Here is a 25,189-nt window from a genome sequence, read left to right as displayed (position 1 = left end):
TCCTTCGGGGCTTTTCAAGCGAGGCTCGCCTCGCTTTTTTTTCCAGAGTGTTGGATGCTTCATTTCCGTTAGTCCTTGCAATGCGTTCATGGCCAATATCAACCCGCTGGGCAGAGACGGTAGGGAGGCGCCCGTGAAGGGCGTCGAACTGTCGGCCGACGACCCCCTCGATGTCCGGCGCCAGAAGCTGGCGCGGATCATCCTCGACTCGATGTACCAGTTTCTCGGCCTGCTCGACGTCGACGGCAGGGTCATCGAGATCAATCAGGCGGCGCTCGACGGCGCCGGGATCAAGCTCGAGGAAGTGGTCGGCAAGCCGTTCTGGGAAGCCCGCTGGTGGGCGCTGTCGGCGGCCACCCAGGAACGGGTGCGGACGATGGTGGCGGAAGCCGCGAGCGGCCAGTTCGTGCGCTGTGACATCGAGATCTACGGCGAATCAAGCGGCCGCCGGACGATCATCGTCGACTTCTCGCTGACACCGATCTTCGACGACGCCGGACGGGTCGCCTTCCTGTTGCCGGAAGGCCGCAACATCTCGGAAAAGATCGCCATCGAGGCCGAGCTGACCCGCCGCAACAACGAGGTGCACGCCGCGCTGGAAAAGCTGCGGGCGCTCGACGGCTTCAAGACCAAGTTCTTCGCCAACGTCAGCCACGAGCTGCGCACGCCGCTGACGCTGATCCTCGGCCCGGTGAACCAGTTGCTGCAGGAGGCGGGCCGTTCCGAGCGCGAGCAGTCGCGTCTGCTGACCATCAAGCGCAACGCCCAGGCGCTGCTGCAGCAGGTCAACGACCTGCTCGACCTGGCCCGCATCGACGCCGGCGAGATGCCGCTGGTGTATGTCTGCGCCGACATCGTGGAGCTGGTGCGCGAGGTCGCCGCCGGCTTCGACGCCGTCGCCGAGGAGCGCGCCATCGCGCTGAGCTTTGCCGGTGCCGAGGAACTCTACGCCGACATCGACCGCGCCAAGTTCGCCCGCGTCGTCACCAACCTGCTCTCCAACGCCTTCAAATTCACGCCGCGCGGCGGGCGCATCCGCTGCACCTTCGAGCGCCTGCCCGGCGAGCGCCTGCTGCTCGGCATCCAGGACAACGGCCCGGGCATCCCCGACGCCCAGAAAGGCCAGGTCTTCGACCGCTACGCGCAGGGCACCGAGGAGCTGTCGGCCAAGGGCAGCGGGCTCGGCCTCAACATCGTCAAGGAGTTCGTCGAGCTGCACCACGGGACGATCTCGCTGCTCGACGCGCCGGAGTGCGGCGCGCTGTTTCAGATCGAGCTGCCCTTGCGCGCGCCGGCCGGCGCCTACGTTCGCAGCGGTGACGCGGGCTGGACGCCGGCCTCGCCGGCGATCGAGCTGCCGCGCCAGTTCGACGCCCCGCGCCGCCCGGAAAACGCCGGCCAGCCGCGCGTCGTGATCGCCGAGGACAACCCCGACCTGCGCCAGTTCCTGCACGACGTGCTGGCCGACGACTACCAGGTGACGCTGGTCGAGAACGGCGGCCTGGCGCTCGACCTGGTCTGCGCCGAGCCGCCCGACCTGGTGATCACCGACCTGATGATGCCGGAGATGGACGGTGAGCAGTTCATCCACGAACTGCGTCGTCGCCAGACCTCGCACATCCCCGTCCTGGTGCTTTCGGCGCGCGCCGACGACGCGCTGCGCGAGACCCTGCTCGAAGGCTTCGTCCAGGACTACCTGACCAAGCCCTTCTCGCCGCAGGAGCTGCGCGCCCGCGTGCGCAACCTGGTGATCGTCAAGCGTAGCGTCGATCTCCTGCAGAAGGAACTGAACTCGCAGGCCTCCGACATCAGCGAGCTGATGCTCGGCCTGATCGCCAGCCGCAAGTCGCTGCAGGAAGGCATGCGCGCGCTGCAGATTTCCGAACGGCGCTGGCAGGGTTTCTACGAGAACACCGCGGTCGGCATCGCGCTGGCCGACGCCGACGGCCGGATCATGAAGGCCAATCCGGCGCTGCAACGGATGCTCGGCTACGGCCCTGCAGAAATTTCCGGCCTTTCCTTCGTCGATATTTCGGAAGATGCGGAAAAGGCGGTGACCCGGAGCAACGTCGATGGCCTGACCGGCGGACGTTGTGGCAGCTATCAGCTGCGCAAACGTTACGAAAGGCGGGACGGCAGCTACCTGTGGGTCAAGGTCTGCGCGTCGGTGATCCCCGAGGTCGACCATGAGGGGCCGCGCATCGCCGTCATCGTCGAGGATCTGACGGCGCAGAAAGAGGCCGAGGATGCGCTGGCCAAGACGCAGGCCGACCTCGCCCGCGTCTCGCGCCTGACGACGATGGGCGAACTGGTGGCGTCGATCGCCCACGAGGTGAACCAGCCGCTCGCCGCGATCGTTACCAACAGCCATGCCGCATTGCGCTGGCTGGAACGCGAGGAACCGGACCATCAGGAAGTCGTGGCTGCCTTGCAGCGGGTGCATCGCGATGCCGCGCATGCCGGCGACGTGATCGCCCGCATCCGGCGTTTCCTCAAGAAGGAAGGGCTGAAGCGGGAAAGAATGGATATTCCGGGAATGATCGACGCCCTGATCCAGATGCTGCGCCGTACCCTCAGCGACGCCGACGTCAGTATCGACCTGCGCCTGGCGCCTGACCTGCCGCCACTGTTCGGCGACCAGGTCCAGGCGCAGCAGGTCATCCTCAACCTTCTGGTCAATGCCGTTGACGCCATGCGTGCCCAGAGCGGGTGCCGGCGCATCGAGTTCGGCGTGCGCCACAGCCCGGGCTGTGGCGTGCTGTTCACGGTCGAGGACAACGGTCCTGGCATCCCCGCCGAGATGGCCGGTAGCATCTTCGAAGCCTTCTGCTCGAGCAAGAGCGATGGGCTGGGCATGGGGCTGGCAATCAGCAAGTCGATCATTGAAAGCCACGGCGGCACGCTCTGGCTCGACGCCAGCAGCGCGTACGGCACGCGCTTCGCTTTTTGCCTGCCGGCGGGGGACGCATGAAGGAAACCGGCAGCCTGTCGCCAACGGTCTATATCGTCGATGACGACGTCTCCATCCGCGAATCCCTGAGCAGCCTGCTGCGCGCCGAAGGCATGCTGGTCGAGGTCTTCGCCTCGCCGCTCGACTTCCTGGCCCAGGAGCGGCTGAAGGATTTTTCCTGCGCCGTCCTCGACGTGCGCATGCCGGGGCTCGACGGCCTCGCATTGCAGGACGAGCTGAGTCGCCGCAACTGGCAACTGCCGATCATCTTCATCACCGGCCATGGCGACGTGCCCGACGCCGTGCGCGCGATGAAAGCCGGCGCCATCGATTTCCTCAAGAAACCCTTCGAGGACTTCGCCCTGCTGCAAGCCATCACCAGCGCGCTTTCCCACGTCAGCAGCGAATTTCACAAAAAGCTCGAATGCGCCGAGCTGCAGGCCCGCTACGATCAGCTCACGCCGCGCGAGAAGGAAGTCCTCGCCCTGGTCGTCCAGGGCCGGGCGAACAAGGTCATCGCCTACGAACTGGGCATTTCGGAAAGCACGATCAAGGTGCACCGCCACAACGTCATGAGCAAGATGCGCTTCCGTTCGCTGCCCGAACTGGCGCTCGCGCTGCAGCGGCTGAAGCCGGGCGGGTGAGGGCAAGGTCGGCGAACGGGAACTGGCGCTGTGGCGGCTATCGCGGACTGCCGGGGGGCAACGGCTCGCTTTGCACAAAATTCCGGAAACGTTCAGGCTTCGGCTGTCATCCCATCAGCAGGGCAAGAACGCCCGAAGACGGCCCTTTCTATCTCAGGGGGCCCAGCGCAAGGCTCTGCGCCAGCCGGTCTGCCGACCATTGAAGCCCCTTGGTGATTGCCTCAAACACATCCATGGGGTAGCCATCGGGCAGCAATGCCCCAGCCTGATCAACCACGACCGGCGTCATCGCGATCAACTCCTCGATAAGCCGGATCGCGAGATCACGCGGAATACGGCAGCGCTCTGCCAGGCGCACGAAATGCCGTGCCTGGACTGTTTCCAGCAGGTAGTGCGCATTCCTGCTGCGTAGCGCCATGGCCAGCTTGAGCTCTCTGTAATCGAGCAAACCCGCCCCCTGCCCGGTCACCGGCCAGGCAGAGAGCACGTCGTACATCGGCGTCATTTCGTACGCCGACCCCGCTAGCAGCCGGATCGAGAAGTTTTTGGCGTGACCATCGGTGGCTGCCAGCAGCCAAAACAGGACCTGCGTACGGAAAAAGTTTTCAAGGTCGCGGTCATTGCGCGAATACACCAGTTTTTCAACGATTTCCGCGTGCCCGGGCCCGCCGTCGCTTTCGTACTTCAGCGCACTCGGGTAGCCGAGTGCCTGGCAAAAATCCTCCTGGGGTAATCGCAGCCAGTATCCCTCAGCCATCCGCTGGCGGTCGAAGCGAGTCAGCAGCAGCGCCTTTTGATCTTCGAAGCTCGCCATCGCGGTCTCGGCTACCGGAACGCCGAACAAATCGAGCAACTTTGCGCACAGCCACTCATTTTCCACTGAGGTACGCATGTCTGCCTGGCGTGCGCCAACCCGCCCCAGGGGCAGCTTGAATATGTGCGTCGTCGGCGTGGCGCCGTGCGGCAGGCACCACTGGCCGTCAATCAAGGTCAGCGCGGTTTTCTCCTGCGCCCCCGCAATCGAGATGCGAAAATCGGCGCGCTCCTCCCGGTGAATCCCGCCGCCGGGCAGGACCGCGTCGCGGAGCACCTGCGCCACCTTGGCCTCGCTCAGGGGCGTCGCTTCCGTTTTGCGGTAATCGCTCGGCTCGCTGTCCAGGGGCAGCAGTTGGACCGCGCCCGCGCAGTCCTGGCCGATCGCTTCCAGCAAATCGAAGGCGCCTCGCGTGGCGGTCCCAAAGCGTGTCTGCAAGCGCTTGCGGATCGAATCGCTGTCCGGCAACAGGTTGTCAAAATAGGCGCCTACTGCCGCAGTCCGGATCACGCCGCTTTGCAGTGGCAGTGACAACGACAGCGGGCGCCGGCGATCGGACTGCAGCCATGCCTCGTCGTAGCGCAATTGATCGTGGCCATTGGGCGATATCGTCCAGTCCGCCACCCGCGCGCCATTCATCCAGAGCGCCAGGACCCGCTGCTGCGACTTGCGGCCCATCACCAGTCCTCGCCTGATGTACTGCCGGGGCTCGCATCCTGCGAGCGGACCATCACCTCGAGCCCCAGCGTTTTTGCGAGTACCAGCAGTCGCGCCAGATTCAGCTCCGCCGGGTTCTGCTCCAAATCTGAGAACCAGCTCTGGCTGATGTTGAGGCGTGTCGCAACTTCACTCTGCGACATCTTGCTGGCGCGGCGCTGGTCCCGCAGGATGGCGCCTAGCTGCTCCGGCGTGTGAATTGTTGTCAACGGGGTCGGCAAGGACATGCGTGCCTCGGTTATCGGTAATGGCGATATCTTGAATTTATCGTCTATGGCGATAAAGTGCAAATATTGCTAATGGCGATAGACCAAGCCAGATCGCGCGCCATCGAAACGGAGCTTCAAAAATCCGTGGGGGATGTGGCGACAGGAGAGAGACTGTCCGGATTCCTGCCGGCCCCCACCAAGAACCGGCTCTAACTTCGCATCCCGTAACGGCGCGCTGCATCAACAGCCAGGCCAGCACCAATGCTGCCGAAAAGATCACCTTCGACGACCCGGGCCTGGGGAAACAGTGCGGAAAGACGCTGACGCAGCAGGGGGATGCCGCTCGATCCGCCGGTGAAGAACAGTGTATCGATACCGGCGGCGCTCAGCCCGGCCTCGGGCAGCAGCCGGGTGACGGCAGACTCGATCTTTTCCACCAGGATCAGGGCTGCCAGATCAAACTGGCTGCGGGTCAGCAGCATTTGCTCTCCCGGAGAAAAACGCTCCAGGGAAAGCGCGGCCGTTTCCTGGCTGGAAAGGGCAATCTTCACCGCTTCAACCTGGTGGGCCAGCCAATGGCCGGCGCGCTCCCGGATCAAGGCCAGCAGGCGTTCGAGGCGTTCCGGCGCGATGGTTTCAAGAACGAGCCGCTGCTGTTCGGCCCAGACCTGGCGGGTGTAGGCAAAGTTGATGCTGTGCCAGGTCGCCAGATTGAAGTAGATGCTGGACGGCATTTCCCGACCGCTTTTCAGCTGGCTGCGATGGCCCAGCAGCGGCATGACTTCGGCCAGGCTCAGTTGTTTGTCGAAATCGGTGCCGCCGATGTGGATGCCGTCGTTGGCCAGGACATCGCTCCAGCGTTCAGTGGCGCGCGCGCGATCCGGGGAAAGACGAACGATGGAGAAGTCGGAGGTGCCACCGCCAATATCGGCGACCAGAACCACTTCCTCGCGGGCCAGGCCGGTCTCGTAATGGAAGGCAGCGGCGATGGGTTCATACTGGAAGCTCGGTTCCTTGAATCCCACCGCGCGTGCGATGTCGCCCAGGGTGGCCTCGGCCAGTCGGTCGGCAGCGCTGTCGTCATCGACAAAATGCACCGGCCGCCCGAAAACTGCCTGATCGAAAGGGCGTCCGCCGTGTGCTTCCGCCCGCGCCTTGAGGCTGGCGATGAACTGGGTGAGCAGGTCGCGAAAGCGAATCGGGCGTCCCTGGACTTCGGTGACCCCGTCAATCAGGCTGCTGCCCAGCAGGCTCTTGAGGGAACGCATCAGCCTTCCCTCATGGCCATCGAGGTAATCCTGCAGACCCGCCCGGCCGAAGCGGACGGTGTTTTCCTCGGCATTGAAGAAAACGACGGAAGGCAGGGTCGGTTTGCCCTCTTCAAGCGGGAGCAGCGTTGCTTGCTGCGGCCTCAGCCAGCCGACGGTTGAGTTGGAGGTGCCGAAATCGATCCCGAGGGCATGGGCTGCAGTAGGTGAAACCATGGGGGCGCTTTTTGGATGGGGCGGCGATGCTACTGTGCCGCTCCTTGCCTGTCCAGCCGCTTTTCCCTCAGCGCCGCTCCCCCTGCTTTTCCCGGAATTCCCGGATGGTCTGCAGGAAGGCGTGCAGTAGCGGCGAGCTTTCGTCGTTGCGGTAGATGCAGCTGAGGTCGACGACGGCGTCGGGGGCGTTGGCCAGGCGGCGGTAGACAACGCCAGGGACGCTCAGGCTGCTCGCCGCTTCCGGGACCAGGCTGAGACCGAAGCCGGCGGCGACCAGGGCGACGCTGGTCGGCGCGTCGCCGACTTCCTGGGCGACCTCGGGTTCGAAGCCGGCGCCGGCGCACAAGGCCCAGACCTTGTCGATGAAGCTCGGGCGGGCGCCGCTGGGGAAGAGGATGAGCGGCTGGCCGGCGAGTTCCCGAAGCAGGATGGCGGCTTTGGCGGCGAGCGGGTGTTTTTCGTTGAGCGCCACCATGATGCTTTCGATCATCACCGGTTCGCTGGCGATGTCGGGCAGCGGTGCCAGCATGCGGTTGAAACCGGCGATGATGCGGTGCTGGCGCAGGGCTTCGATCTGTTCCTTCTTGCTCATCTGGTGCAGGGCGATCTCGACGTTCGGATGGCTGGCGCGGAAGGCGTGCAGCACCTTGGGGATGACGTCGAGGATGCCGGAGCCGAAGATGCCGATGTCCATCTTGCCGCGTTTGCCCTGGCCGGCCTCGCGGACGCGCTCGACGGCCTGGGTCATCAGGTCGCGGATGTTGCGGGCGTCGCGCAGGAACATCTCGCCGGCCTCGGTCAGTTCGACGCCGCGCGCCGTGCGCAGGAACAGCTGGGTGCCGAACTCCTCCTCCAGTTGCTGGATCTGCCGCGTCAGCGGTGGCTGCGAGATGTGCAGGCGGTGGGCGGCACGACCGATGTTGAGTTCCTCGGCGACGGCGATGAAGTACTTGAGTTGCCGGAATTCCATGCCGCGTTCTCCGTCAGCCGCCGTCCTTCTTCTTCAGGCGGTATTGCAGTTGCGGCCGGGTGATGCCGAGGGTGCGCGCGGCGCCGGCCAGGTTGCCGTCGGCGCGCTTGACGGCTTCGTCGATGAGGCGGGTTTCGAGGTCATCGAAGGCGATGCCGCTGTCGAGGATGGCGGCGATCAGGTCGGCATTGCGGCAGGGTTCCGGCTTCTGTTCGAGGCCGCCGGCCTGGCTGATCCGGGTTTCGTCGAAATCGCCGGCGGTGACGTTGGCGAACAGATGCTCGATTTCGATCCAGCCGCCGTTGGGGGCGAGGATGATGCCGCGCTCGATCATGTTTTCCAGCTCGCGCACGTTGCCCGGCCACTGGTAGCGCTTGATCGCCTGCATCGCCTTGTCGCTGACGCCGAGCAGCTTCTTCTCGTAGAGCGTGCAGAAGCGGGCGAGCATGGCGTCGATCAGCGGCGGGATGTCGGCGATGCGCTCGCGCAGCGGCGGAATCTGGATCGGGTAGACGCTCAGGCGGTAGTAGAGGTCGGAGCGGAAGCGGCCTTCCTTGACCGCCGCCTGCAGGTCGACGTTGGTAGCGGCGACCAGGCGGATGTTCAGCTTGCGCACGCGGTCGTCGCCCAGGCGCTCGATCTCGCCTTCCTGCAGCACGCGCAGCAGCTTGGCCTGAGCGGCGAGCGGCAGTTCGCCGATCTCGTCGAGGAAGAGGGTGCCGCCGTCGGCGCGCTCGAACTTGCCCATGCGCGAGGTCTGCGCGCCGGTGAAGGCGCCTTTCTCGACGCCGAACAGCTCGGATTCGATCAGGTCGTTGGGCATCGCCGCGCAATTGACGGCGACGAACGGTCCCTGCTTGCGCTGGCTCATCTGATGCAGGGTGCGCGCGAAACGTTCCTTGCCGACGCCGGTCTCGCCGAGCAGCAGGACGGTGACCTGGGTGCCGGAGGCGCGCGTGACCAGGTCGTAGGCATGCTTGAAACCGACCGAATTGCCGACCAGCTGCGGCGTCTGCACCTGCTGTGAAATGGTCGTGCGCAGGTAGTCGACCTGGTGGCGCAGTTCGAGCAGGTGGTTGAGCATCGAGTCGGACTCGAAGTAGCTGGCGTGCTCTTCGGCGTCTTCCCACTCTTCCAGCGGCTTGCCGACGATGCGGCAGTTGTTGTGGCCGCAGGCGACGCACTCGACTTCCTTGAACAGGATGAAGCGGCCGATGAAGGCCGAGGTGTAGCCCGAGGCGTAACCAATCTGCGACCAGCAGACCGGGTCTTCCGAACGCCCCAGTTCGCGCAGGTGGATGTCCTGTTCCCAGGAGTTTTCCCAGAGGAATTCGCCGTAGAAGCTGCCTTTCTCGAAATCGATTGCCATCTCGACCGGCGTCACGCGCACCACGCCTTCCAGCATGTGCAGCTGCGGGCCGGTGAAGAAGGCGTCCTGCAGCGACTGGTTGCCGCGGATGCGCTTGGCCAGTTCGGCGTCGCTGACGCCGGCGGCATAGCCCATGCGGGTGAGCAGGCGGCGCGCATGCTCCTTGCCGACCGAACCGACCAGCTCGCGGCGCAAGGCACCGAGCGCCGAGGTGTGCATCAGCACCATGCGGTTCTCGGCCAGCCAGATTGTGCCGTCCTTCTCGCAGAACTTGACCAGGCTGCGCAGGTCGTTCGATTCCGGGTATTGGATGATCGTCATCTTGTCTCTCTGTCTTCGAAGCCGGCCCGGCTCGGGGGCGGTCTGCTTCTGCGCTGGCGTGTGCAGCTGTCGCTGTAATTTTCTCGAGATTATTTCACGGTTTGCTTTTGCGTGGGTCATATCACCAGGCGTAATTCGTTATTGATCATTTAATTAATCAACGCGGAATCAGTTCATCAGTTCATAACGATGCGCTGCAGCATTGCGCTGCATAGTTTTTCTGGATTTCATTAAAAACAAAGACTTGTCTCTCTGGCACGCTCCTTGATAAGGGAAGGTCTGGCAGCGATGTGCGCTGTGCGGATTTCAGGAGACAGAAGATGGGAGAGCAACCGAGGCAGGGCAGCACGTTCGACGCCGGGCGTCGCTACGTGCGGATCTGCAAACGTCGTGCGGATGGATTCATCGAATTCGAGTTCGCGATCGGCGATCCGGAGCTGGCCGTCGAACTGATGTTGCCGGAATCCGCCTTCCACGAGTTTTGCCTGGCCAACGAGGTGATCGTGCTCGATCCGGCGACGTCGGAGCAGGGCGACTGGGTTTCCCGGTTGAACGACGCCTCGCGCCAGGGCTTTGAAGACGCAGTTTGACGAAGTTTCAAGAACCCCGTTCGCGGGAATAACGACAGGAGACAAACATGCAGATTGATCTGCGCACCGTGGCGATCAAACCCTTGCGCCACACCTTCGACCACCTGGTCGAGCGTTTTGGCGACAAGCCGGCCAGCCGTTACCAGGAAGGCAGCTACAACATCCAGCAGGAACATATCTTCCACTACCGGCCGAGCTGGGATGCCGACAACGTGCTGTTCGACAAGAAGCGCACCAGGATTCAGATGCAGGACTGGTACGCGCTGAAGGACCCGCGCCAGTACTACTACGGCTCCTACACCATCGCCCGTGCCCGGCAGCAGGAAGCCGCCGAATCGAGCTTCGAGATGATCGAGGATCGCGGCCTGGCCGAACTGATCCCGGCCGAACTGCGGCAGACCGCGCTCGACATCCTGGTGCCGATGCGCCACGTCGAATGGGGCGGCAACATGGGCAATTCCTACATTGCCGCCTACGGCTACGGCACGGTGATCACCCAGCCCTGCCTCTACCACGCGATGGATCACCTGGGCGTCGCCCAGTACCTGACCCGCATCGGTCTCGTCCTCGACGGCCCGGACGCGCTCGACGCCGCCAAGACCGCCTGGATGTCCTGCCCGAACTGGCAACCGCTGCGCGAGCACGTCGAAAACCTGCTGGTGCTGCAGGACTGGTTCGAGATCTTCGTCGCCCAGAACCTGGTCCTCGAAGGCCTGCTCAACCCGCTGCTCTACGACCACCTCGACGCCGATTTCTCGGCCAAGGGCGGCACCGCGATCTCGATGATGACCCGCTTCATGGCCGAATGGTCGACCGAGACCGCCAAGTGGGTCGATGCCCAGATCAAGGTGGCGGCCGCCGAGTCGCCGGAGAACAAGGCGATCCTCAGCGACTGGGTACAGCAGTACCGCGCCGCCACGCTCGCCGCGCTGGCGCCAATCGCCGCGCGCGCTTTTGGCGAAACCTCGGCCGATGTGCTGGCCGATGTCGCCGCCGAATTCAATGCCCGTTGCGCCAAGCTTGGCCTGGCCGTCTAGGAGTCTTCATGTCTACCGTATTCATCGCCTTTCAAACCAACGAGGACACCCGGCCGATCATTGAGTCGATCCTCGCCGACAACCCGCATGCCGTGCTCGACGAGCAGCCGGCCATGGTCAAGATCAACGCCGAGGGCAGCCTGGTGATCAAGCGCGAATCGATCGAGGAACGTATTGGCCGCGATTTCGACCTGCAGGAGTTGCAGGTCAACCTGATCACGCTCTCCGGAAACATGGATGAGGACGACGACCAGTTGACGCTGGCCTGGAAAAACTGAGCAAGGAGAACTCTGATGGACATGAAAGCCACCAAGAAAAAGCTGGGCCTCAAGGAAAAGTACGCCCACATGACGCGCGGCCTGGGTTGGGACACCACCTACCAGCCGATGGACAAGGTCTTCCCGCAGGCTGCCTTCGAAGGCATCAAGATTCACGACTGGGACAAGTGGGAAGATCCCTTCCGCCTGACCATGGACGCCTACTGGAAGTACCAGGCCGAGAAAGAACGCAAGCTCTACGCGGTGCTCGACGCCTTCGCCCAGAACAACGGCCACCTCGGCATCACCGACGCGCGCTACCTGAACGCGGTCAAGCTCTTCCTGACCGGGATTTCGCCGCTCGAATACGTTGCCCACCGCGGTTTCGCCGCCGCCGGCCGCAACTTCCCCGGCGTTGGTCCGCGCGTCGCCTGCCTGATGCAGTCAATCGACGAAGTCCGCCACGCGCAGACGCAGATCCACGCGCTGTCCAACTACAACAAGTTTTACGAAGGATTCCACGCCGGCGCGACGCACCAGATCGAACGCGTCTGGTACCTGTCGGTGCCTAAGTCCTTCTTCGACGACGCCTTCTCGGCCGGCCCCTTCGAATGGATGATCGCCATCGGCTTCTCCTTCGAATACGTGCTGACCAACCTGCTGTTCGTTCCCTTCATGTCGGGCGCCGCCTACAACGGCGACATGGCCACCGTCACCTTCGGTTTCTCGGCGCAGTCCGACGAAGCGCGGCACATGACGCTCGGCCTCGAATGCATCAAGTTCATGCTCGAACAGGACCCGGACAACCTGCCGATCGTCCAGAAATGGATCGACAAGTGGGCCTGGCGCGGCATCCGCGTGCTCACCCTGGTCGGCATGATGATGGACTACATGCTGCCGAAGCGCGTCATGAGCTGGAAGGAAGCCTGGGAAATCTACTTCGAGCAGAACGGCGGCGCGCTGTTCAACGACCTCGCCAAGTACGGCATCAAGGTCCCGGAGTGCATCACCCAATGCACGGTCGACAAGGAACACATCTCGCACCAGGCCTGGGCCACCTTCTACCAGTACGCCCACGCCTCGGATTTCCATACCTGGCTGCCGAACGACGAGGAAATGGACTGGCTGTCGGCCAAGTACCCGAACACCTTCGACAAGTACTACCGGCCGCGCTTCACCCAGTGGCGCGAAATGGCCGACCGCGGCGAGCGTTTCTACAACAACACGCTGCCCATGCTGTGCCAGGTCTGCCAGATTCCGATGGTGTTCACCGAGCCGGACGATCCGACCAAGATCTGCTACCGCGAATCCGACTACCAGGGCGAGAAGTACCACACCTGTTCGGACGGCTGTAAGCACATCTTCGACGATGAGCCGGAGAAGTACATCCAGGCCTGGCTGCCGGTACACCAGATCTACCAGGGCAACTGCTTCCCGGAAGGCACCGATCCGACCGTCGAAGGTTTCGATCCGATGCTCAAGGTGCTCGAGTGGTACCACATCCAGAACGGCAAGGACAACATGGACTACGAAGGTTCCGGCGACCAGGCCAACTTCGCCGCCTGGCGCGGCATGGCAACGCAGAACACCTGACCGACGAAAGCCCGGGGGCCGGCGTGCCCCCGCTCACAACAAAAGGAGACAAACATGGCTGTCAAAGCCCTTTACGATTACAACTACCCGGCCGCCGATACCCAGGACAAGTTCCACGGTAACCAGTTGCTCTACATCGGCTGGGACGACCACCTGATGTTCTGCGCACCGTTCGCCTACTGCCTGCCGCCGGAGACCAAATTCTCCGAAGTGGTCGAAAAACATCTGCCGCATTCCTACAGCCGCCACCCGGACTGGGCGCAGGTCGATTTTTCCAAGGCAGTCTGGCTCAAGTCGGGCCAGCCCTTCGTGCCCGACATGAACAAGACGCTGGCCGAGCAGGGGCTCAAGCACAAGGACGTGCTGCGTCTGCAGACGCCCGGCCTGAACGGCAACGGTACCTACTTCTGAGCCGGGGGCGGCATGAGCTACGAACTGACCATCGAACCACTGGGCCAGACGATCGAAGTCGAGGATGGCCAGACCATCCTCGACGCCGCCCTGCGTGCAGGCATCTACCTGCCGCACGCCTGCTGTCACGGCCTGTGCGCCACCTGCAAGGTGCAGGTCACCGACGGTGAAGTCGATCACGGCGAGGCCTCGACCTTCGCCCTGATGGACTTCGAGCGCGAGGAGGGCAAGTGCCTGGCCTGCTGCGCCCGTCTCGAATCCGACGTGGTGATCGAAGCCGAGATCGAGGACGATCCCGACTCGCTCAACCTGCCGGTCGAGGACTACGCCGGCGAGGTGGTCAGGATCGAAGCACTGACGCCGACCATCCGCGGCATCTGGATCAAGCTCGACCGGCCGCTGCAGTTTCAGGCCGGTCAGTACGTCAATCTGGAAGTCGAGGCCTTCCCCGGCCAGTCGCGCGCCTTCTCGCTGGCCAACGCGCCGGATGGCGGCGATGTCGTCGAACTCAACGTCCGTATCGTGCCGGGTGGCCAGGTCACCGCCTGGCTGCACCAGCAGTTGCAGGTCGGCGACAGCCTCAAGCTGAGCGGGCCTTACGGGCGCTTCTTCGTCAAGAAGTCGGCCAACGTGCCGCTCATCTTCATGGCCGGCGGTTCCGGGCTGTCCAGCCCGAAATCGATGATCGAGGAACTGCTTGGCGCCGGCTGCAGCTTGCCGATGACCCTGGTCTACGGCCAGCGCAACCGCGCCGAACTGTACTACGACGCCGAATTTCGCGCCCTTGCCGAAAAATACCCGAACTTCAGCTACGTGCCGGCGCTCTCCGACGAGCCGGCCGGCTCGGACTGGGACGGTGCGCGCGGTTTCGTTCATGAAGCGGCCAAGGCGCACTTCGCCAACGATTTCCGAGGCCACAAGGCATACCTGTGCGGGCCGCCGGCGATGATCGAAGCCTGCGTCACGACACTGATGCAGGGCCGGCTGTTCGAGCGCGACATCTACATGGAGAAGTTCTTCTCCGCGGCCGATGCCTCGCAGCAGCTGAAAAGCCCGCTGTTCAAGAACATCTGAGCGGGAGCGCGACGATGATCTATTTCAACGTGCTGATCGAGGAAACCGGGGAAAGCTACCGCTGCTCGCCGCAGGAGTCGCTGCTGGCCGGCATGGAACGCCTCGGCAAGAAGGGCATTCCGGTCGGCTGCCGGGGCGGCGGCTGCGGCGTGTGCAAGGTCGAGATCACCTCGGGCAGCTACGTCAAGCGGGTGATGAGCCGGGAGTACGTCAGCGTCGAGGACGAGGCGGCGGGCCGGGTGCTGGCCTGCCGGGTGCGGCCGACCAGCGACATCACGCTGAAGGTGTTGGGCAAGATGGCGAAGAACGTCTGTCGCCTGGCGCCGGCACCGGCCGGGGTGGTGGCGGTCCTGTGACGGCCGCCGCGCTCAGGCCGTCAGCTTGCGGTTGAGTTCCTCGCTGGGAATCGCCTGTACCGACCGGAAGGTCATCAGGATGTGCTCGGCGAGGAGGGCGGCAGCCTGCTCGGCATTGCGGTTGATGGCGGCGTGCAGCAGGGCTTCGTGCTCGGCGTGGATGTCGCGTGGGATCGGTTGCAGGTAGAGCGACAGGCGGCGGTAGCGTTCGGCCTGGTAGTAGAGGATGGAGAGGAAATGCTTGAGCCAGCGGGACGGACAGGCGGCGATCAGGACCTCGTGGAAGATCCGGTTGCGCTCTTCCCATTCTTCGCGGACGTCGCTGCCGATGCGCTTTTCCTCGGCCTTGGCGAGGCGGTGGAAGGCGGCCACCAGGCTGGCTTCCCAGGCATCGTCGCCGATCGCGATCGACTGCCGGAGCGCCTCGCATTCGAGCATGACGCGGGTGCGGGTGATGTCCTCGAAGTCCTCGAGCGACACCGGCGAGACGCGGAAGCCGCGCTGTCCCTGGCTGACCACCAGAGCATCGGCGATGAGCAGGGAAAGCGCCTCGCGCAGCGTGCCGGCGCCGACCCCGTAGTTGTCCTTGAGGTGTTCGACACGCAGCTTTTCGTCGGGCGCCAGCTTGCCTTCGATGATGTCGCGGCGCAGGGCGCGGTAAGCCGATTCGACCAGGGTCTTGGGCTCGGCGGACAACACTTCGGCGGCGGCACGGATGTTCATGTTGGTTGGAGAAGAAAACGAGGATGAAAAATTCTAACCCGCAAAGAAAATTTCCGGGTTAATTTAAAAATCTCGAGAAAACACGTTGACATCGAGATTGCTTGTAAATATCGTAATAGTAAATCGGTTGCAGGATTGATCGATCAATCACATCAATAAAGAGGAGCAGACAAATGGCAATGACAGGCGTACTTCGTCCCGGACACGCGCAGATGCGGGTTCTCGACATTGAGGAAAGCGTTGATTTCTACTCGAAGGTGCTGGGCTTGATCGAAACCGGTCGCGATGCCCAGGGCCGTGTTTATTTCAAGACCTGGGAAGAGCGCGATCACCACAGCGTGATCCTGCGCCAGGCCGATACCGCCGGGATCGACTTCTTCGCCTTCAAGGTCGACAGCGATGCCACCCTGGCCAAGCTGGAGAAGGATCTGAACGCCTACGGCGTCGCCACCAAGCGCATCCCGGCCGGCGAACTGCTGGAAACCGGCGAGCGCGTGCGCTTCACCCTGCCGACGGGGCACGACATCGAACTGTATGCGCACAAGACGACCATCGGCAACGACATGGGCGACCTCAATCCGGAAGCCTGGTGCGCCAACGCCGAAAAGGGCATCGCCCCGATCCGCCTCGATCACGCGTTGCTCTACGGCCCGGATATCGAGAAGGCGCAGGCCATCTTCCAGGACGTGCTGGGCTTCTTCCTGGTCGAGCACATCGCGCTGGACGACAACCAGGATCTGGCAATCTGGCTGTCCTGCTCGACCAAGGCGCACGACATCGCCTTCGTCCGCCACCCGGAGCCGGGCAAGCTGCACCACGTCTCCTTCCTGCTTGAAACCTGGGAGCAGGTACTGCGCGCCGCCGACATCATGTCGATGAACCGCGTCTCGATCGACATCGGCCCGACCCGCCACGGCGTCACTCGCGGCACGACGATCTACGCCTTCGATCCCAACGGCAACCGCTTCGAGACCTTCTGCGGCGGCAACTATGCCTATCCCGATCAGAAGCCGACCAAGTGGACGATGGACGAAGTCGGCGCCGCCGTCTTCTACCACGACCGCAAGCTGAACGACCGCTTCCTGACGGTGGTGACCTGATGCAAGTCGCCGCCAGCCTGCCGGGCATCACCGCCGAGGCGGCCGCGGCCGCCTGCAGCGCGGCGGTGGCGCATGCCGCCGCCCGCGGCTGGCGGATCAACGTCGCCGTCGTCGACCGCGGCGGCAACCTTATGGCCTTCCTGCGCCAGCCGGGCGCCTTCATTCACTCGATCGAGATCGCCATCGACAAGGCCTACACCTCGGCCAGTTTCGGCTTCCCGACCAAGGCCTGGATGGGGGCGATCGGTCACGACGAGGGTATGAAGCTCGGCTTCGCCAATCAGCCACGCCTGATCGTCTTCGGCGGCGGCCTGCCGCTGCCCGGTGAGGGCGGGGAGTGGATCGGCGGCATCGGCGTCTCCGGCGCCTCCGAAACCGAGGACGAGGAATGCGCCAGGGCCGGCCTCGCCGCCATCGGTCTGGCCTGAACAAAAACTGGAACAGCAAACCCCAACAAGGACAACAAGGAATGAAACAGATCCTGAATTTCATCAACGGCGAATTCGTCGCCACCGGCAAGCAATTCCAGAAGCGCTCGCCGCTCGACAACAGCCTGATCGGCATGGTGCATGAAGCCGGCAAGGCCGAGGTCGATGCCGCCGTCGCTGCCGCCCGCGCAGCCCTCGACGGCCCCTGGGGGCGGATGACCGTGGTCGAACGCACCGACATCCTGAACAAGGTGGCCGACGAGATCACCCGCCGCTTCAGCGAATTCCTCGACGCTGAATGCGCCGATACCGGCAAGCCGAAGAGCCTTGCATCGCACATCGACATTCCGCGCGGTGCCGCCAACTTCAAGATCTTCGCCGACGTGATCAAGAACGCGCCGACCGAGTTTTTCGAAATGGCGACGCCGGACGGCAAGGGCGCCATCAACTACGCGATGCGCCGGCCGGTTGGCGTGGTCGGCGTCGTCTGCCCGTGGAACCTGCCGCTTTTGCTGATGACCTGGAAGGTCGGCCCGGCGCTTGCCTGTGGCAACACGGTGGTGGTCAAGCCGTCAGAAGAAACCCCGTCCACGGCGACCCTGCTCGGCGAAGTGATGAACGCCTGCGGCGTGCCCAAGGGTGTCTATAACGTGGTGCAGGGTTTCGGCCCGAACTCGGCCGGCGAATTCCTGACCACCAACCCGGGTGTCAACGCCATCACCTTCACCGGCGAGACGCGTACCGGCGCCGCCATCATGAAGGCCGCCGCCGACGGCGCCCGGCCGGTGTCGCTGGAAATGGGCGGCAAGAATCCGGCCATCGTCTTCGCCGATGCCAACCTCGATGTCGCCATCGAAGCCACCATTCGTTCCTGCTTCTCCAACTGCGGCCAGGTCTGCCTCGGCACCGAGCGGGTCTATGTCGAGCGTCCGCTGTTCGATACCTTCGTCGCCCGCCTCAAGGAAGGCGCCGAGAAGCTCAAGCTCGGCGTGCCGGACGACGCTTCCGCCAACATGGGGCCGCTGATCAGCCAGGAACACCGCAACAAGGTGCTGTCCTACTACAAGAAGGCAGTCGAGGAAGGGGCCACCGTCGTCAGCGGCGGCGGCGTGCCCGAGATGCCGGGCGAACTGGCTAACGGCGCCTGGGTGCAGCCGACCATCTGGACCGGCCTCGACGAGAGCGCCGCGGTGGTGCGCGAGGAAATCTTCGGGCCGTGTACGACGGTGATGCCCTTCGACAGCGAAGAGGAAGTCATCAAGCGCGCCAACGGCACCGACTACGGGCTGGCCGCCTCGGTGTTCACCCAGGACGTCAATCGTGCCCATCGCGTCGCTGCGCGCATCGAAGCCGGCCTGGTCTGGGTCAACAGCTGGTTTCTGCGCGACCTGCGCACCCCCTTCGGCGGTTCCAAGAACTCCGGCATCGGCCGCGAGGGTGGCGTGCATTCACTCGAGTTCTACACCGAACTCAAGAACGTCTGCATCAAGCTGTAAGGCGAGCCATGTCCGCGAACTCCCCGGAAATCGGCCAGCGCATCGTCGCCGGCGGCATCGAGACCAACTGTCACGACGTCGGCAACGGGGCGCCGGTGCTGCTGATCCATGGCTCCGGCCCGGGCGTCACCGCCTGGGCCAACTGGCGGCTGGTGCTGCCGGAACTGTCCCGCACGCGCCGCGTCATCGCCCCGGACATGGTCGGCTTCGGCTATACCGAACGGCCGGCCGGCATCAACTACGGCATCGATGGCTGGGTGGATCATGCCGTCGGCGTGCTCGACGCGCTCGGCATCGAACAGACCGATCTGGTCGGCAACTCCTTCGGCGGCGCCATCGCCCTGGCGCTGGCCATTCGCCATCCGCAGCGGGTGCGGCGGCTGGTGCTGATGGGCAGCGTCGGCGTGCCCTTTGCGCTGACGCCGGGCCTCGACGCCGCCTGGGGTTACGAGCCGTCGCTGGCAGCGATGCGCGGCCTGCTTGACCTGTTCGCCCACGACCGCAGCCTGGTTACCGACGAACTGGCCGAATTGCGCTATCAGGCCAGCATCCGTCCCGGCTTCCAGGAATCGTTCTCGGCCATGTTCCCGGCGCCGCGTCAGCGCTGGGTCGATGCGATGGCGAGCCGCGAGGCCGACATCCGGGCGATCAAGCACAAGACGCTGATCATCCACGGTCGCGACGACCGGATCATTCCGCTCGACACCTCGCTGACGCTCAACCGCTGGATCGACGACTCGCAACTGCACGTCTTCGGCCGCTGCGGTCACTGGGTGCAGATCGAGCACAGCGCCGATTTCAACCATCTGGTCGGCCATTTCCTGGCTGACTGAACCGAGGAAACAAGACGATGGAAAAAGCACAAATTCTCCAGCTGGGCGACGAGCTCTACGAGGCGCTGGCCAATCGCCAGACGGTTAGCCCGCTGACCTCGCGCGGCTTCGACATCACGATCGAGGACGCCTACCACATCCAGCAGCAGATGCTGGCGCGCCGCCTGGCCAACGGCGAGAAGGTCATCGGCAAGAAGATCGGCGTCACCAGCAAGGTGGTGATGGACATGCTCGGCGTCTATCAGCCCGACTTCGGCTACCTGCTCGACGGCATGGTGTACAACGAGGGTGAATCGATCCCGATGGACACGCTGATCCAGCCGCGGGCCGAGGGCGAGATCGCCTTCGTGCTGAAGAAGGACCTGATGGGGCCGGGCGTCACCAACGCCGACGTACTGGCGGCGACCGAGGGCGTCATGGCCTGCTTCGAGATCGTCGATTCGCGCATCCAGGACTGGAAGATCAAGATCCAGGACACCGTCGCCGACAACGCCTCCTGCGGCGTCTTCGTGCTGGGTGATCGCCTGGTCGATCCGAAGAAGCTGGACCTGACGATGTGCGGCATGGTGGTCGAGAAGAACGGCGAGATCATCGGTACCGGTGCCGGCGCCGCCGCGCTCGGTTCGCCGATCAACGCCGTCGCCTGGCTGGCCAACACCCTGGGCAAGCTTGGCATTCCGCTGAAGGCCGGCGAGGTCATCCTCTCCGGTTCGCTGGCGCCGCTGTTCCCGGTCAAGGCCGGCGACAGCCTGCGCGTCACCGTCGGCGGCATCGGCGGCTGCTCGGTGCGTTTCGTCTGAGGCCGCTGCAATGGACTTGCAGATCAACGGCAAGACCGCGCTGGTGACCGGCTCGACCGCCGGCATCGGCTTCGCCATCGCTGCCGAACTGGCGCGCGAAGGGGCCGTGGTCACCATCAATGGCCGTCGTCAGGCCGGCGTCGATGCGGCGCTCGCCCGCCTGCGTGAGCAGGTGCCGGGCGCCCGCGTCAGCGGTGTTGCCGCCGACCTGGCAACGGCCGCCGGCTGCGCCGAACTGTTTGCCGCCTGCCCGCAGGCCGAGATCGTCGTGAACAACCTCGGCATCTTCGACCCGTCGCCCTTCGAGGCCATTCCGGACAGCGAATGGCAGCGCTTCTTCGACACCAACGTGATGAGCGGCGTGCGCGTCGCCCGTCACTACCTGCCGGCGATGAAGGCCGCCAACTGGGGCCGCATCGTCTTCATCTCCAGCGAGTCCGGCATCAACACGCCGGGCGAGATGGTGCATTACGGCATGACCAAGTCGGCCCAGCTCGCCGTTTCCCGCGGCCTGGCGCAGAGTTGCGCCGGCACCGGCGTCACGGTCAATGCCGTGCTGCCCGGCCCGACCCGCTCCGAAGGCGTCGCCGACTTCTTCGGCAAGCTGGCTGACGAGGCCGGCATCGGTCTCGACGAGATGGAGCGCCGCTTCTTCGCCGAGGGCCGGCCGACTTCCATCCTCAAAAGAATGATAGCCCCCGCCGAGGCGGCGGCGCTGGTCGCCTACGTCTGCAGCGCGCGAGCGTCGGCGACGACCGGCGCGGCGCTGCGCGTCGAGGGCGGCGTCGTTTCCACCATGTGTTGACCCTGACAACAAGGACTAATCCCATGACCCAGAAAATCAAATGCGCGCTGATCGGTCCCGGCAACATCGGCACCGACCTGCTTTACAAACTGAAGCGCAGTCCCTTCCTCGAGCCGGCATGGATGGTCGGCATCGACCCCGAATCGGAAGGCCTCAAGCGGGCCGCCGAAATGGGCCTCAAAGTCACCGCCGAGGGCGTCGACGGCCTGCTGCCGCACGTCCTGGCCGACAAGGTGCAGATCGCCTTCGACGCGACCAGCGCCTACGTCCATGCCGAGAACAGCCGCAAGCTCAACGAACTCGGCGTGCTGATGATCGATCTGACGCCGGCCGCCATCGGTCCCTACTGCGTGCCGCCGGTCAACCTGGTCGAGCACGTCGGCAAGCGCGAGATGAACGTCAACATGGTCACCTGCGGTGGCCAGGCGACGATCCCCATGGTCGCCGCCGTCTCCCGCGTGCAGCCGGTGGCCTACGGCGAGATCGTCGCCACCGTCTCCAGCAAGTCGGCCGGTCCCGGCACGCGCAAGAACATCGACGAATTCACCCGCACCACCGCCGGCGCCGTCGAGAAGGTTGGCGGCGCCAAGAAGGGCAAGGCGATCATCATCATCAACCCGGCCGAGCCGCCGCTGATCATGCGCGACACCGTGCATTGTCTGACCGAAACGGCGCCCGACCAGGCGGCGATCACCGAATCGATCCACGCCATGATCAAGGAAGTCCAGAAGTACGTGCCGGGCTACCGCCTGGTCAACGGCCCGGTGTTCGACGGCAACCGCGTTTCCGTCTATCTGGAAGTGCAGGGCCTGGGCGACTTCCTGCCGACCTACGCCGGCAACCTGGACATCATGACCGCCGCCGGTGCGCGCACCGCCGAGATGTTCGCCGAAGAAATGATCAAGGGCACGCTCAAGCTTGAGCCGGTCCGTGCCTGAGGAGAGATGAGATGACACTGCAGGGCAAGAAAATCACCGTCCACGACATGACGCTGCGCGACGGCATGCATCCCAAGCGTCACCTGATGAGCCTCGACCAGATGGTCAGCATCGCCACCGGCCTCGACGCCGCCGGCATTCCGCTGATCGAAGTCACCCATGGCGATGGCCTCGGCGGCTCGTCGGTCAATTACGGCTTCCCGGCGCACACCGACGAGGAATACCTCGGCGCGGTGATCCCGAAGATGCAGCAGGCCAAGGTCTCGGCGCTGCTGCTGCCGGGCATCGGCACCGTCGATCACCTGAAGATGGCGCGCGAACTGGGCGTCAACACCATCCGCGTCGCCACCCACTGCACGGAAGCCGACGTCTCCGAGCAGCACATCACGATGGCGAGGAAGCTCGACATGGACACCGTCGGCTTCCTGATGATGGCGCACATGAACAGCCCGGAAGGCCTGGTCAAGCAGGCCAAGCTGATGGAGTCCTACGGCGCCAACTGCATCTACGTCACCGATTCCGCCGGCCACCTGCTGCCGGAGACGGTCAAGGCCCGCCTGAGCGCGGTGCGTGAGGCGCTGAAGCCGGAAACCGAGCTCGGTTTTCACGGCCACCACAACCTGGCGATGGGCGTCGCCAACAGCATCGCCGCCATCGAAGTCGGCGCCAACCGGATCGACGCAGCGGCCGCCGGGCTCGGCGCCGGCGCCGGCAACACGCCGATGGAAGTGCTGATCGCCGTGTGCAGCCTGATGGGTATCGAGACCGGCGTCGATGTCGCGAAGATCACCGACGTCGCCGAGGACCTGGTGGTGCCGATCATGGACTTCCCGATCCGCATCGACCGCGACGCGCTGACCCTCGGTTATGCCGGCGTCTATGGCTCCTTCCTGTTGTTCGCCAAGCGCGCCTCCGCCAAGTACGGCGTGCCGGCGCGCGAGATTCTGGTCGAACTGGGCCGTCGCGGCATGGTCGGCGGCCAGGAAGACATGATCGAAGACACCGCCATCACGATGGCCAGAGAACGGGGACTGCTCGCATGAAACTGAACCAGAACACCATCGCCGAACTGGCGGAACTGCTCGAAAACGCCGAGCTGCAGGCGCACGACGTGGTCAAGATCACCGACGCCCATCCCGAGATGGACTGGGACGACGCCTACGCCATCCAGGCTGAAATCCTGCGCCGCAAGCTGGCGCGCGGCAACAAGGTGGTCGGCCTCAAGTGCGGCCTGACCTCGCATGCCAAGATGAAGCAGATGGGCGTCGACACGCCGTGCTTCGGCTTCCTGGTCGACTATTTCACGGTGGCCGACGGTGGCGAAGTGAAGATCAAGGAACTGATCCATCCCAAGGTCGAGCCGGAAATCGTCTTCGTGCTGAAGAAGGCATTGAGCGGCCCCGGCTGCCACGTCGGTTCGGTGCTCGCCGCGACCGATTTCGTGATGGCCGGGATCGAGGTCATCGACTCGCGTTTCCGCGACTTCAAGTTCGACCTGAAGAGCGTCATCGCCGACAACTGCTCGTCGTCGCGCTACGCGCTGGGCGGCATGGCGGTGCCGGTGGCCGACGTCGACCTGCGCACGCTGGGCGTGGTCATGGAGAAGAACGGCCAGGTCGTCTCGATCGGCGCCGGTGCCTCGGTGCTCGGTCATCCGGCGGCGGCGGTCGCCATGCTGGCCAACCACCTTGGCGCCCGCGGCGAGGAAATCCCGGCCGGCACGATGATCCTCTCTGGCGGCGTCACCGAAGCGGTTTCCGTCGCCGCTGGCGATCACGTCAATCTGCGCATCCAGTCGCTGGGTAGCGTCAGCCTCAAGTTCGCCTGATCCGGGAGGAAACGGAAATGCCTTTTGCCCAGATTTTCCTGATCGAAGGTCGTACCGACGAACAGAAGAAGCTGCTCATCGAGAAGGTCAGCGCGGCGATGGCGGAAGCCCTTGGCGCGCCGCTGGAGAACACCCGGGTGTGGATCCAGGACGTGCCGAAGGGGCAGTGGGGGATCGGCGGCAAGACCGCCCGGGACCTCGGCCGCTAGCGCTGGCTCAAGGCAGGCGCCCGTCTCCCGCCAGTGGTCGGCGGGGACGGCCGGCCAGCGGAAACGCGCATCGGTCGTGATACCGAAAGAGTATGAATTGATTCATCAAATGGTATTGGACGGTATTGGTCGAAGTCGGCCATAGTCAATCCAACATAAAAATATCGAGATTTCGCGCGGGGCAGACCACTGCCACCGGTGCGGAGGCAAGACAGGGCGGACCCGGAAAGGGCCGCCGCACAGGAGGAGGTTTTATGGGGCGGATATCTGCCACTAGGCCATTGCCGTTGTCCGCGGCGGTGGCGGTTGTATTGCTGGCAGCCTGCACGCAGGCGCCGGACATGTCTGGCATCGCCAGCGAGCGGGCGCGCCCGGTGCAGCGCTACGACGTCAGCCAGGCCATCGCCGGCAACGGCAAGGTGCTGGTCGTCGGCACCCAGAGCGGCGTCGCGCTGATCTCGCGCGACCAGGGCAAGACCTGGGAACGTCAGGCGCTCGGCCACGTGTCGCTGGTCGACATCGCTGTCTGCAGCGACAAGACCTTCATCGCCATCGACCACTACCGCAAGCTGTGGCATGCCGATGCCGACGGTGGCAACTGGCAGCCGGTGGCCATCGAGCAGCCGCGCACGCCGCTCGCCGTCGCCTGCAGCCCGCAGGGCGGCTGGTGGGTGGTCGGCACCAACGCCACCATCGCCGGCAGCCAGGATCAGGGCAAGACCTGGCAGGTCACCGATCTCGGCGAGGATACCCAGATCACGACAATCCAGTTCGTCGACGAAAAACGCGCCTACGCCTTCGGCGAGTTCGGCCTCGCGCTGCGCTCCGACGATGGCGGCGCGAGCTGGCAGAAAGCGGCGGCGATTCCCGGCGATTTTTACCCCTATGCCGCGCTCTTCCACAATGCCAGCGAAGGCTGGGTGAGCGGCATCGCTGGCCAGATGATGCATACCCGCGACGGCGGCCAGACCTGGCAGAAGCAGGCCAACGCCACGCAGACGCCGCTCAACCGCCTGTTCATGCACGAGGGCGTGCCCTTCGCGGTCGGCAACGGTGGCGTCGTCGCTCGCCTGGAAGGGGATGCCTGGCGCAACGTGCCGTATCCCGACCCGCTGCCGATGTTCCTCGGTGGCGGCGCTTCCATCGCCGGTCAGGCGGCGATCGTCGTCGGCGGCCCGGGTGGCCTGCTGCGCACCATCGGCACCGCCAACAACAAGTAGAACAGGGACAAGC

26 protein-coding genes are annotated in these 25,189 nt (G+C 64.4%); 20 read left to right on the top strand and 6 right to left on the bottom strand.

Annotated features, from left to right (window positions below):
* Positions 1-133: 133 nt before the first annotated feature.
* Positions 134-2,971 carry an ATP-binding protein gene (locus tag ACE3OV_RS02830; protein ID WP_374324822.1) on the top strand — a complete coding sequence of 946 codons (2,838 nt, stop codon included), beginning with the start codon at positions 134-136 and terminating at the stop codon, positions 2,969-2,971.
* The gene (locus ACE3OV_RS02825) at positions 2,968-3,594 is read left to right on the top strand and encodes a response regulator transcription factor (RefSeq protein WP_374324819.1); all 627 of its coding nucleotides are present in this window, start codon (positions 2,968-2,970) and stop codon (positions 3,592-3,594) included. Before ACE3OV_RS02830 ends, ACE3OV_RS02825 begins: the two co-directional genes overlap by 4 nt.
* Positions 3,595-3,742: 148 nt before the next feature.
* On the opposite strand, the gene ACE3OV_RS02820 is transcribed toward ACE3OV_RS02825, so the two are convergent.
* The 5 genes from ACE3OV_RS02820 to ACE3OV_RS02800 form a co-directional block, all read right to left on the bottom strand.
* Positions 3,743-5,086 carry a type II toxin-antitoxin system HipA family toxin gene (locus ACE3OV_RS02820; protein ID WP_374326222.1) on the bottom strand — a complete coding sequence of 448 codons (1,344 nt, stop codon included), beginning with the start codon at positions 5,084-5,086 and terminating at the stop codon, positions 3,743-3,745.
* On the bottom strand, positions 5,086-5,352 hold the full coding sequence (locus ACE3OV_RS02815) for a helix-turn-helix domain-containing protein (protein WP_374324817.1): 267 nt from the start codon (positions 5,350-5,352) through the stop codon (positions 5,086-5,088). Before ACE3OV_RS02815 ends, ACE3OV_RS02820 begins: the two co-directional genes overlap by 1 nt.
* Before the next feature lie 191 nt (positions 5,353-5,543).
* Positions 5,544-6,818 (bottom strand): Hsp70 family protein, encoded by a 1,275-nt coding sequence (locus ACE3OV_RS02810; protein WP_374324815.1) that lies wholly within the window; start codon positions 6,816-6,818, stop codon positions 5,544-5,546.
* 67 nt (positions 6,819-6,885) lie between these two features.
* On the bottom strand, positions 6,886-7,788 hold the full coding sequence (locus ACE3OV_RS02805) for a LysR substrate-binding domain-containing protein (protein WP_374324813.1): 903 nt from the start codon (positions 7,786-7,788) through the stop codon (positions 6,886-6,888).
* A gap of 13 nt (positions 7,789-7,801) precedes the next feature.
* Positions 7,802-9,478, bottom strand: coding sequence for a sigma 54-interacting transcriptional regulator (locus tag ACE3OV_RS02800; RefSeq protein ID WP_374324811.1), 1,677 nt, complete (start codon positions 9,476-9,478; stop codon positions 7,802-7,804).
* 320 nt (positions 9,479-9,798) lie between these two features.
* Between ACE3OV_RS02800 and ACE3OV_RS02795 the strand changes: the two genes are divergently transcribed.
* The 7 genes from ACE3OV_RS02795 to ACE3OV_RS02765 are packed head-to-tail and all read left to right on the top strand — an operon-like array spanning position 9,799 to position 14,796.
* Positions 9,799-10,068, top strand: a complete 270-nt coding sequence (locus tag ACE3OV_RS02795; RefSeq protein ID WP_374324809.1) for a phenol hydroxylase subunit — start codon at positions 9,799-9,801, stop codon at positions 10,066-10,068.
* A 47-nt stretch (positions 10,069-10,115) separates the two neighbouring features.
* Positions 10,116-11,105, top strand: a complete 990-nt coding sequence (locus ACE3OV_RS02790; protein WP_374324807.1) for an aromatic/alkene monooxygenase hydroxylase subunit beta — start codon at positions 10,116-10,118, stop codon at positions 11,103-11,105.
* Between the two features lie 8 nt (positions 11,106-11,113).
* Complete coding sequence (locus ACE3OV_RS02785) at positions 11,114-11,383, top strand: MmoB/DmpM family protein (RefSeq protein WP_374324805.1); 270 nt, start codon at positions 11,114-11,116, stop codon at positions 11,381-11,383.
* A gap of 15 nt (positions 11,384-11,398) precedes the next feature.
* Entirely contained in the window at positions 11,399-12,955 is a 1,557-nt protein-coding gene (locus tag ACE3OV_RS02780) for an aromatic/alkene/methane monooxygenase hydroxylase/oxygenase subunit alpha (protein WP_374324803.1), read from the top strand.
* Between the two features lie 54 nt (positions 12,956-13,009).
* Positions 13,010-13,366, top strand: a complete 357-nt coding sequence (locus tag ACE3OV_RS02775; RefSeq protein WP_374324801.1) for a phenol hydroxylase subunit P4 — start codon at positions 13,010-13,012, stop codon at positions 13,364-13,366.
* A gap of 12 nt (positions 13,367-13,378) precedes the next feature.
* Complete coding sequence (locus tag ACE3OV_RS02770; protein ID WP_374324799.1) at positions 13,379-14,440, top strand: NADH:ubiquinone reductase (Na(+)-transporting) subunit F; 1,062 nt, start codon at positions 13,379-13,381, stop codon at positions 14,438-14,440.
* A gap of 14 nt (positions 14,441-14,454) precedes the next feature.
* Complete coding sequence (locus ACE3OV_RS02765) at positions 14,455-14,796, top strand: 2Fe-2S iron-sulfur cluster binding domain-containing protein (RefSeq protein ID WP_374324797.1); 342 nt, start codon at positions 14,455-14,457, stop codon at positions 14,794-14,796.
* 12 nt (positions 14,797-14,808) lie between these two features.
* Here the strand turns inward: ACE3OV_RS02765 and ACE3OV_RS02760 are convergent, their stop codons facing one another.
* On the bottom strand, positions 14,809-15,519 hold the full coding sequence (locus tag ACE3OV_RS02760; RefSeq protein ID WP_374324795.1) for an FCD domain-containing protein: 711 nt from the start codon (positions 15,517-15,519) through the stop codon (positions 14,809-14,811).
* Positions 15,520-15,692: 173 nt separating this feature from the next.
* Between ACE3OV_RS02760 and ACE3OV_RS02755 the strand changes: the two genes are divergently transcribed.
* The 11 genes from ACE3OV_RS02755 (at position 15,693) to ACE3OV_RS02705 (ending at position 25,176) form a co-directional block, all read left to right on the top strand.
* Positions 15,693-16,619, top strand: a complete 927-nt coding sequence (locus ACE3OV_RS02755) for a catechol 2,3-dioxygenase (protein WP_374324793.1) — start codon at positions 15,693-15,695, stop codon at positions 16,617-16,619.
* A complete protein-coding gene (locus tag ACE3OV_RS02750; protein WP_374324791.1) occupies positions 16,619-17,047 on the top strand; it encodes a heme-binding protein in 429 nt (142 codons plus the stop codon). Before ACE3OV_RS02755 ends, ACE3OV_RS02750 begins: the two co-directional genes overlap by 1 nt.
* A gap of 41 nt (positions 17,048-17,088) precedes the next feature.
* Positions 17,089-18,543, top strand: coding sequence for a 2-hydroxymuconic semialdehyde dehydrogenase (locus ACE3OV_RS02745; protein WP_374324790.1), 1,455 nt, complete (start codon positions 17,089-17,091; stop codon positions 18,541-18,543).
* 8 nt (positions 18,544-18,551) lie between these two features.
* Complete coding sequence (locus ACE3OV_RS02740) at positions 18,552-19,376, top strand: alpha/beta fold hydrolase (RefSeq protein ID WP_374324788.1); 825 nt, start codon at positions 18,552-18,554, stop codon at positions 19,374-19,376.
* A 17-nt stretch (positions 19,377-19,393) separates the two neighbouring features.
* On the top strand, positions 19,394-20,176 hold the full coding sequence (gene dmpE, locus ACE3OV_RS02735; RefSeq protein ID WP_374324786.1) for a 2-oxopent-4-enoate hydratase: 783 nt from the start codon (positions 19,394-19,396) through the stop codon (positions 20,174-20,176).
* A gap of 10 nt (positions 20,177-20,186) precedes the next feature.
* Entirely contained in the window at positions 20,187-20,981 is a 795-nt protein-coding gene (locus tag ACE3OV_RS02730; RefSeq protein ID WP_374324784.1) for an SDR family NAD(P)-dependent oxidoreductase, read from the top strand.
* A 23-nt stretch (positions 20,982-21,004) separates the two neighbouring features.
* Positions 21,005-21,919, top strand: a complete 915-nt coding sequence (locus tag ACE3OV_RS02725) for an acetaldehyde dehydrogenase (acetylating) (protein ID WP_374324782.1) — start codon at positions 21,005-21,007, stop codon at positions 21,917-21,919.
* Positions 21,920-21,930: 11 nt separating this feature from the next.
* Complete coding sequence (gene dmpG, locus ACE3OV_RS02720) at positions 21,931-22,962, top strand: 4-hydroxy-2-oxovalerate aldolase (RefSeq protein ID WP_374324780.1); 1,032 nt, start codon at positions 21,931-21,933, stop codon at positions 22,960-22,962.
* Positions 22,959-23,747 carry a 2-oxo-3-hexenedioate decarboxylase gene (gene dmpH / locus ACE3OV_RS02715; protein ID WP_374324778.1) on the top strand — a complete coding sequence of 263 codons (789 nt, stop codon included), beginning with the start codon at positions 22,959-22,961 and terminating at the stop codon, positions 23,745-23,747. Before dmpG ends, dmpH begins: the two co-directional genes overlap by 4 nt.
* Positions 23,747-23,956 carry a 2-hydroxymuconate tautomerase gene (locus tag ACE3OV_RS02710; RefSeq protein ID WP_374326221.1) on the top strand — a complete coding sequence of 70 codons (210 nt, stop codon included), beginning with the start codon at positions 23,747-23,749 and terminating at the stop codon, positions 23,954-23,956. Before dmpH ends, ACE3OV_RS02710 begins: the two co-directional genes overlap by 1 nt.
* Positions 23,957-24,297: 341 nt before the next feature.
* Positions 24,298-25,176 carry a WD40/YVTN/BNR-like repeat-containing protein gene (locus ACE3OV_RS02705; RefSeq protein ID WP_374324777.1) on the top strand — a complete coding sequence of 293 codons (879 nt, stop codon included), beginning with the start codon at positions 24,298-24,300 and terminating at the stop codon, positions 25,174-25,176.
* Positions 25,177-25,189: the final 13 nt, after the last annotated feature.

The organism is Azonexus sp., assembly GCF_041909095.1.
GTDB lineage: Bacteria > Pseudomonadota > Gammaproteobacteria > Burkholderiales > Rhodocyclaceae > Azonexus.
This window is presented reverse-complemented; position numbering and strand designations above follow the sequence as displayed.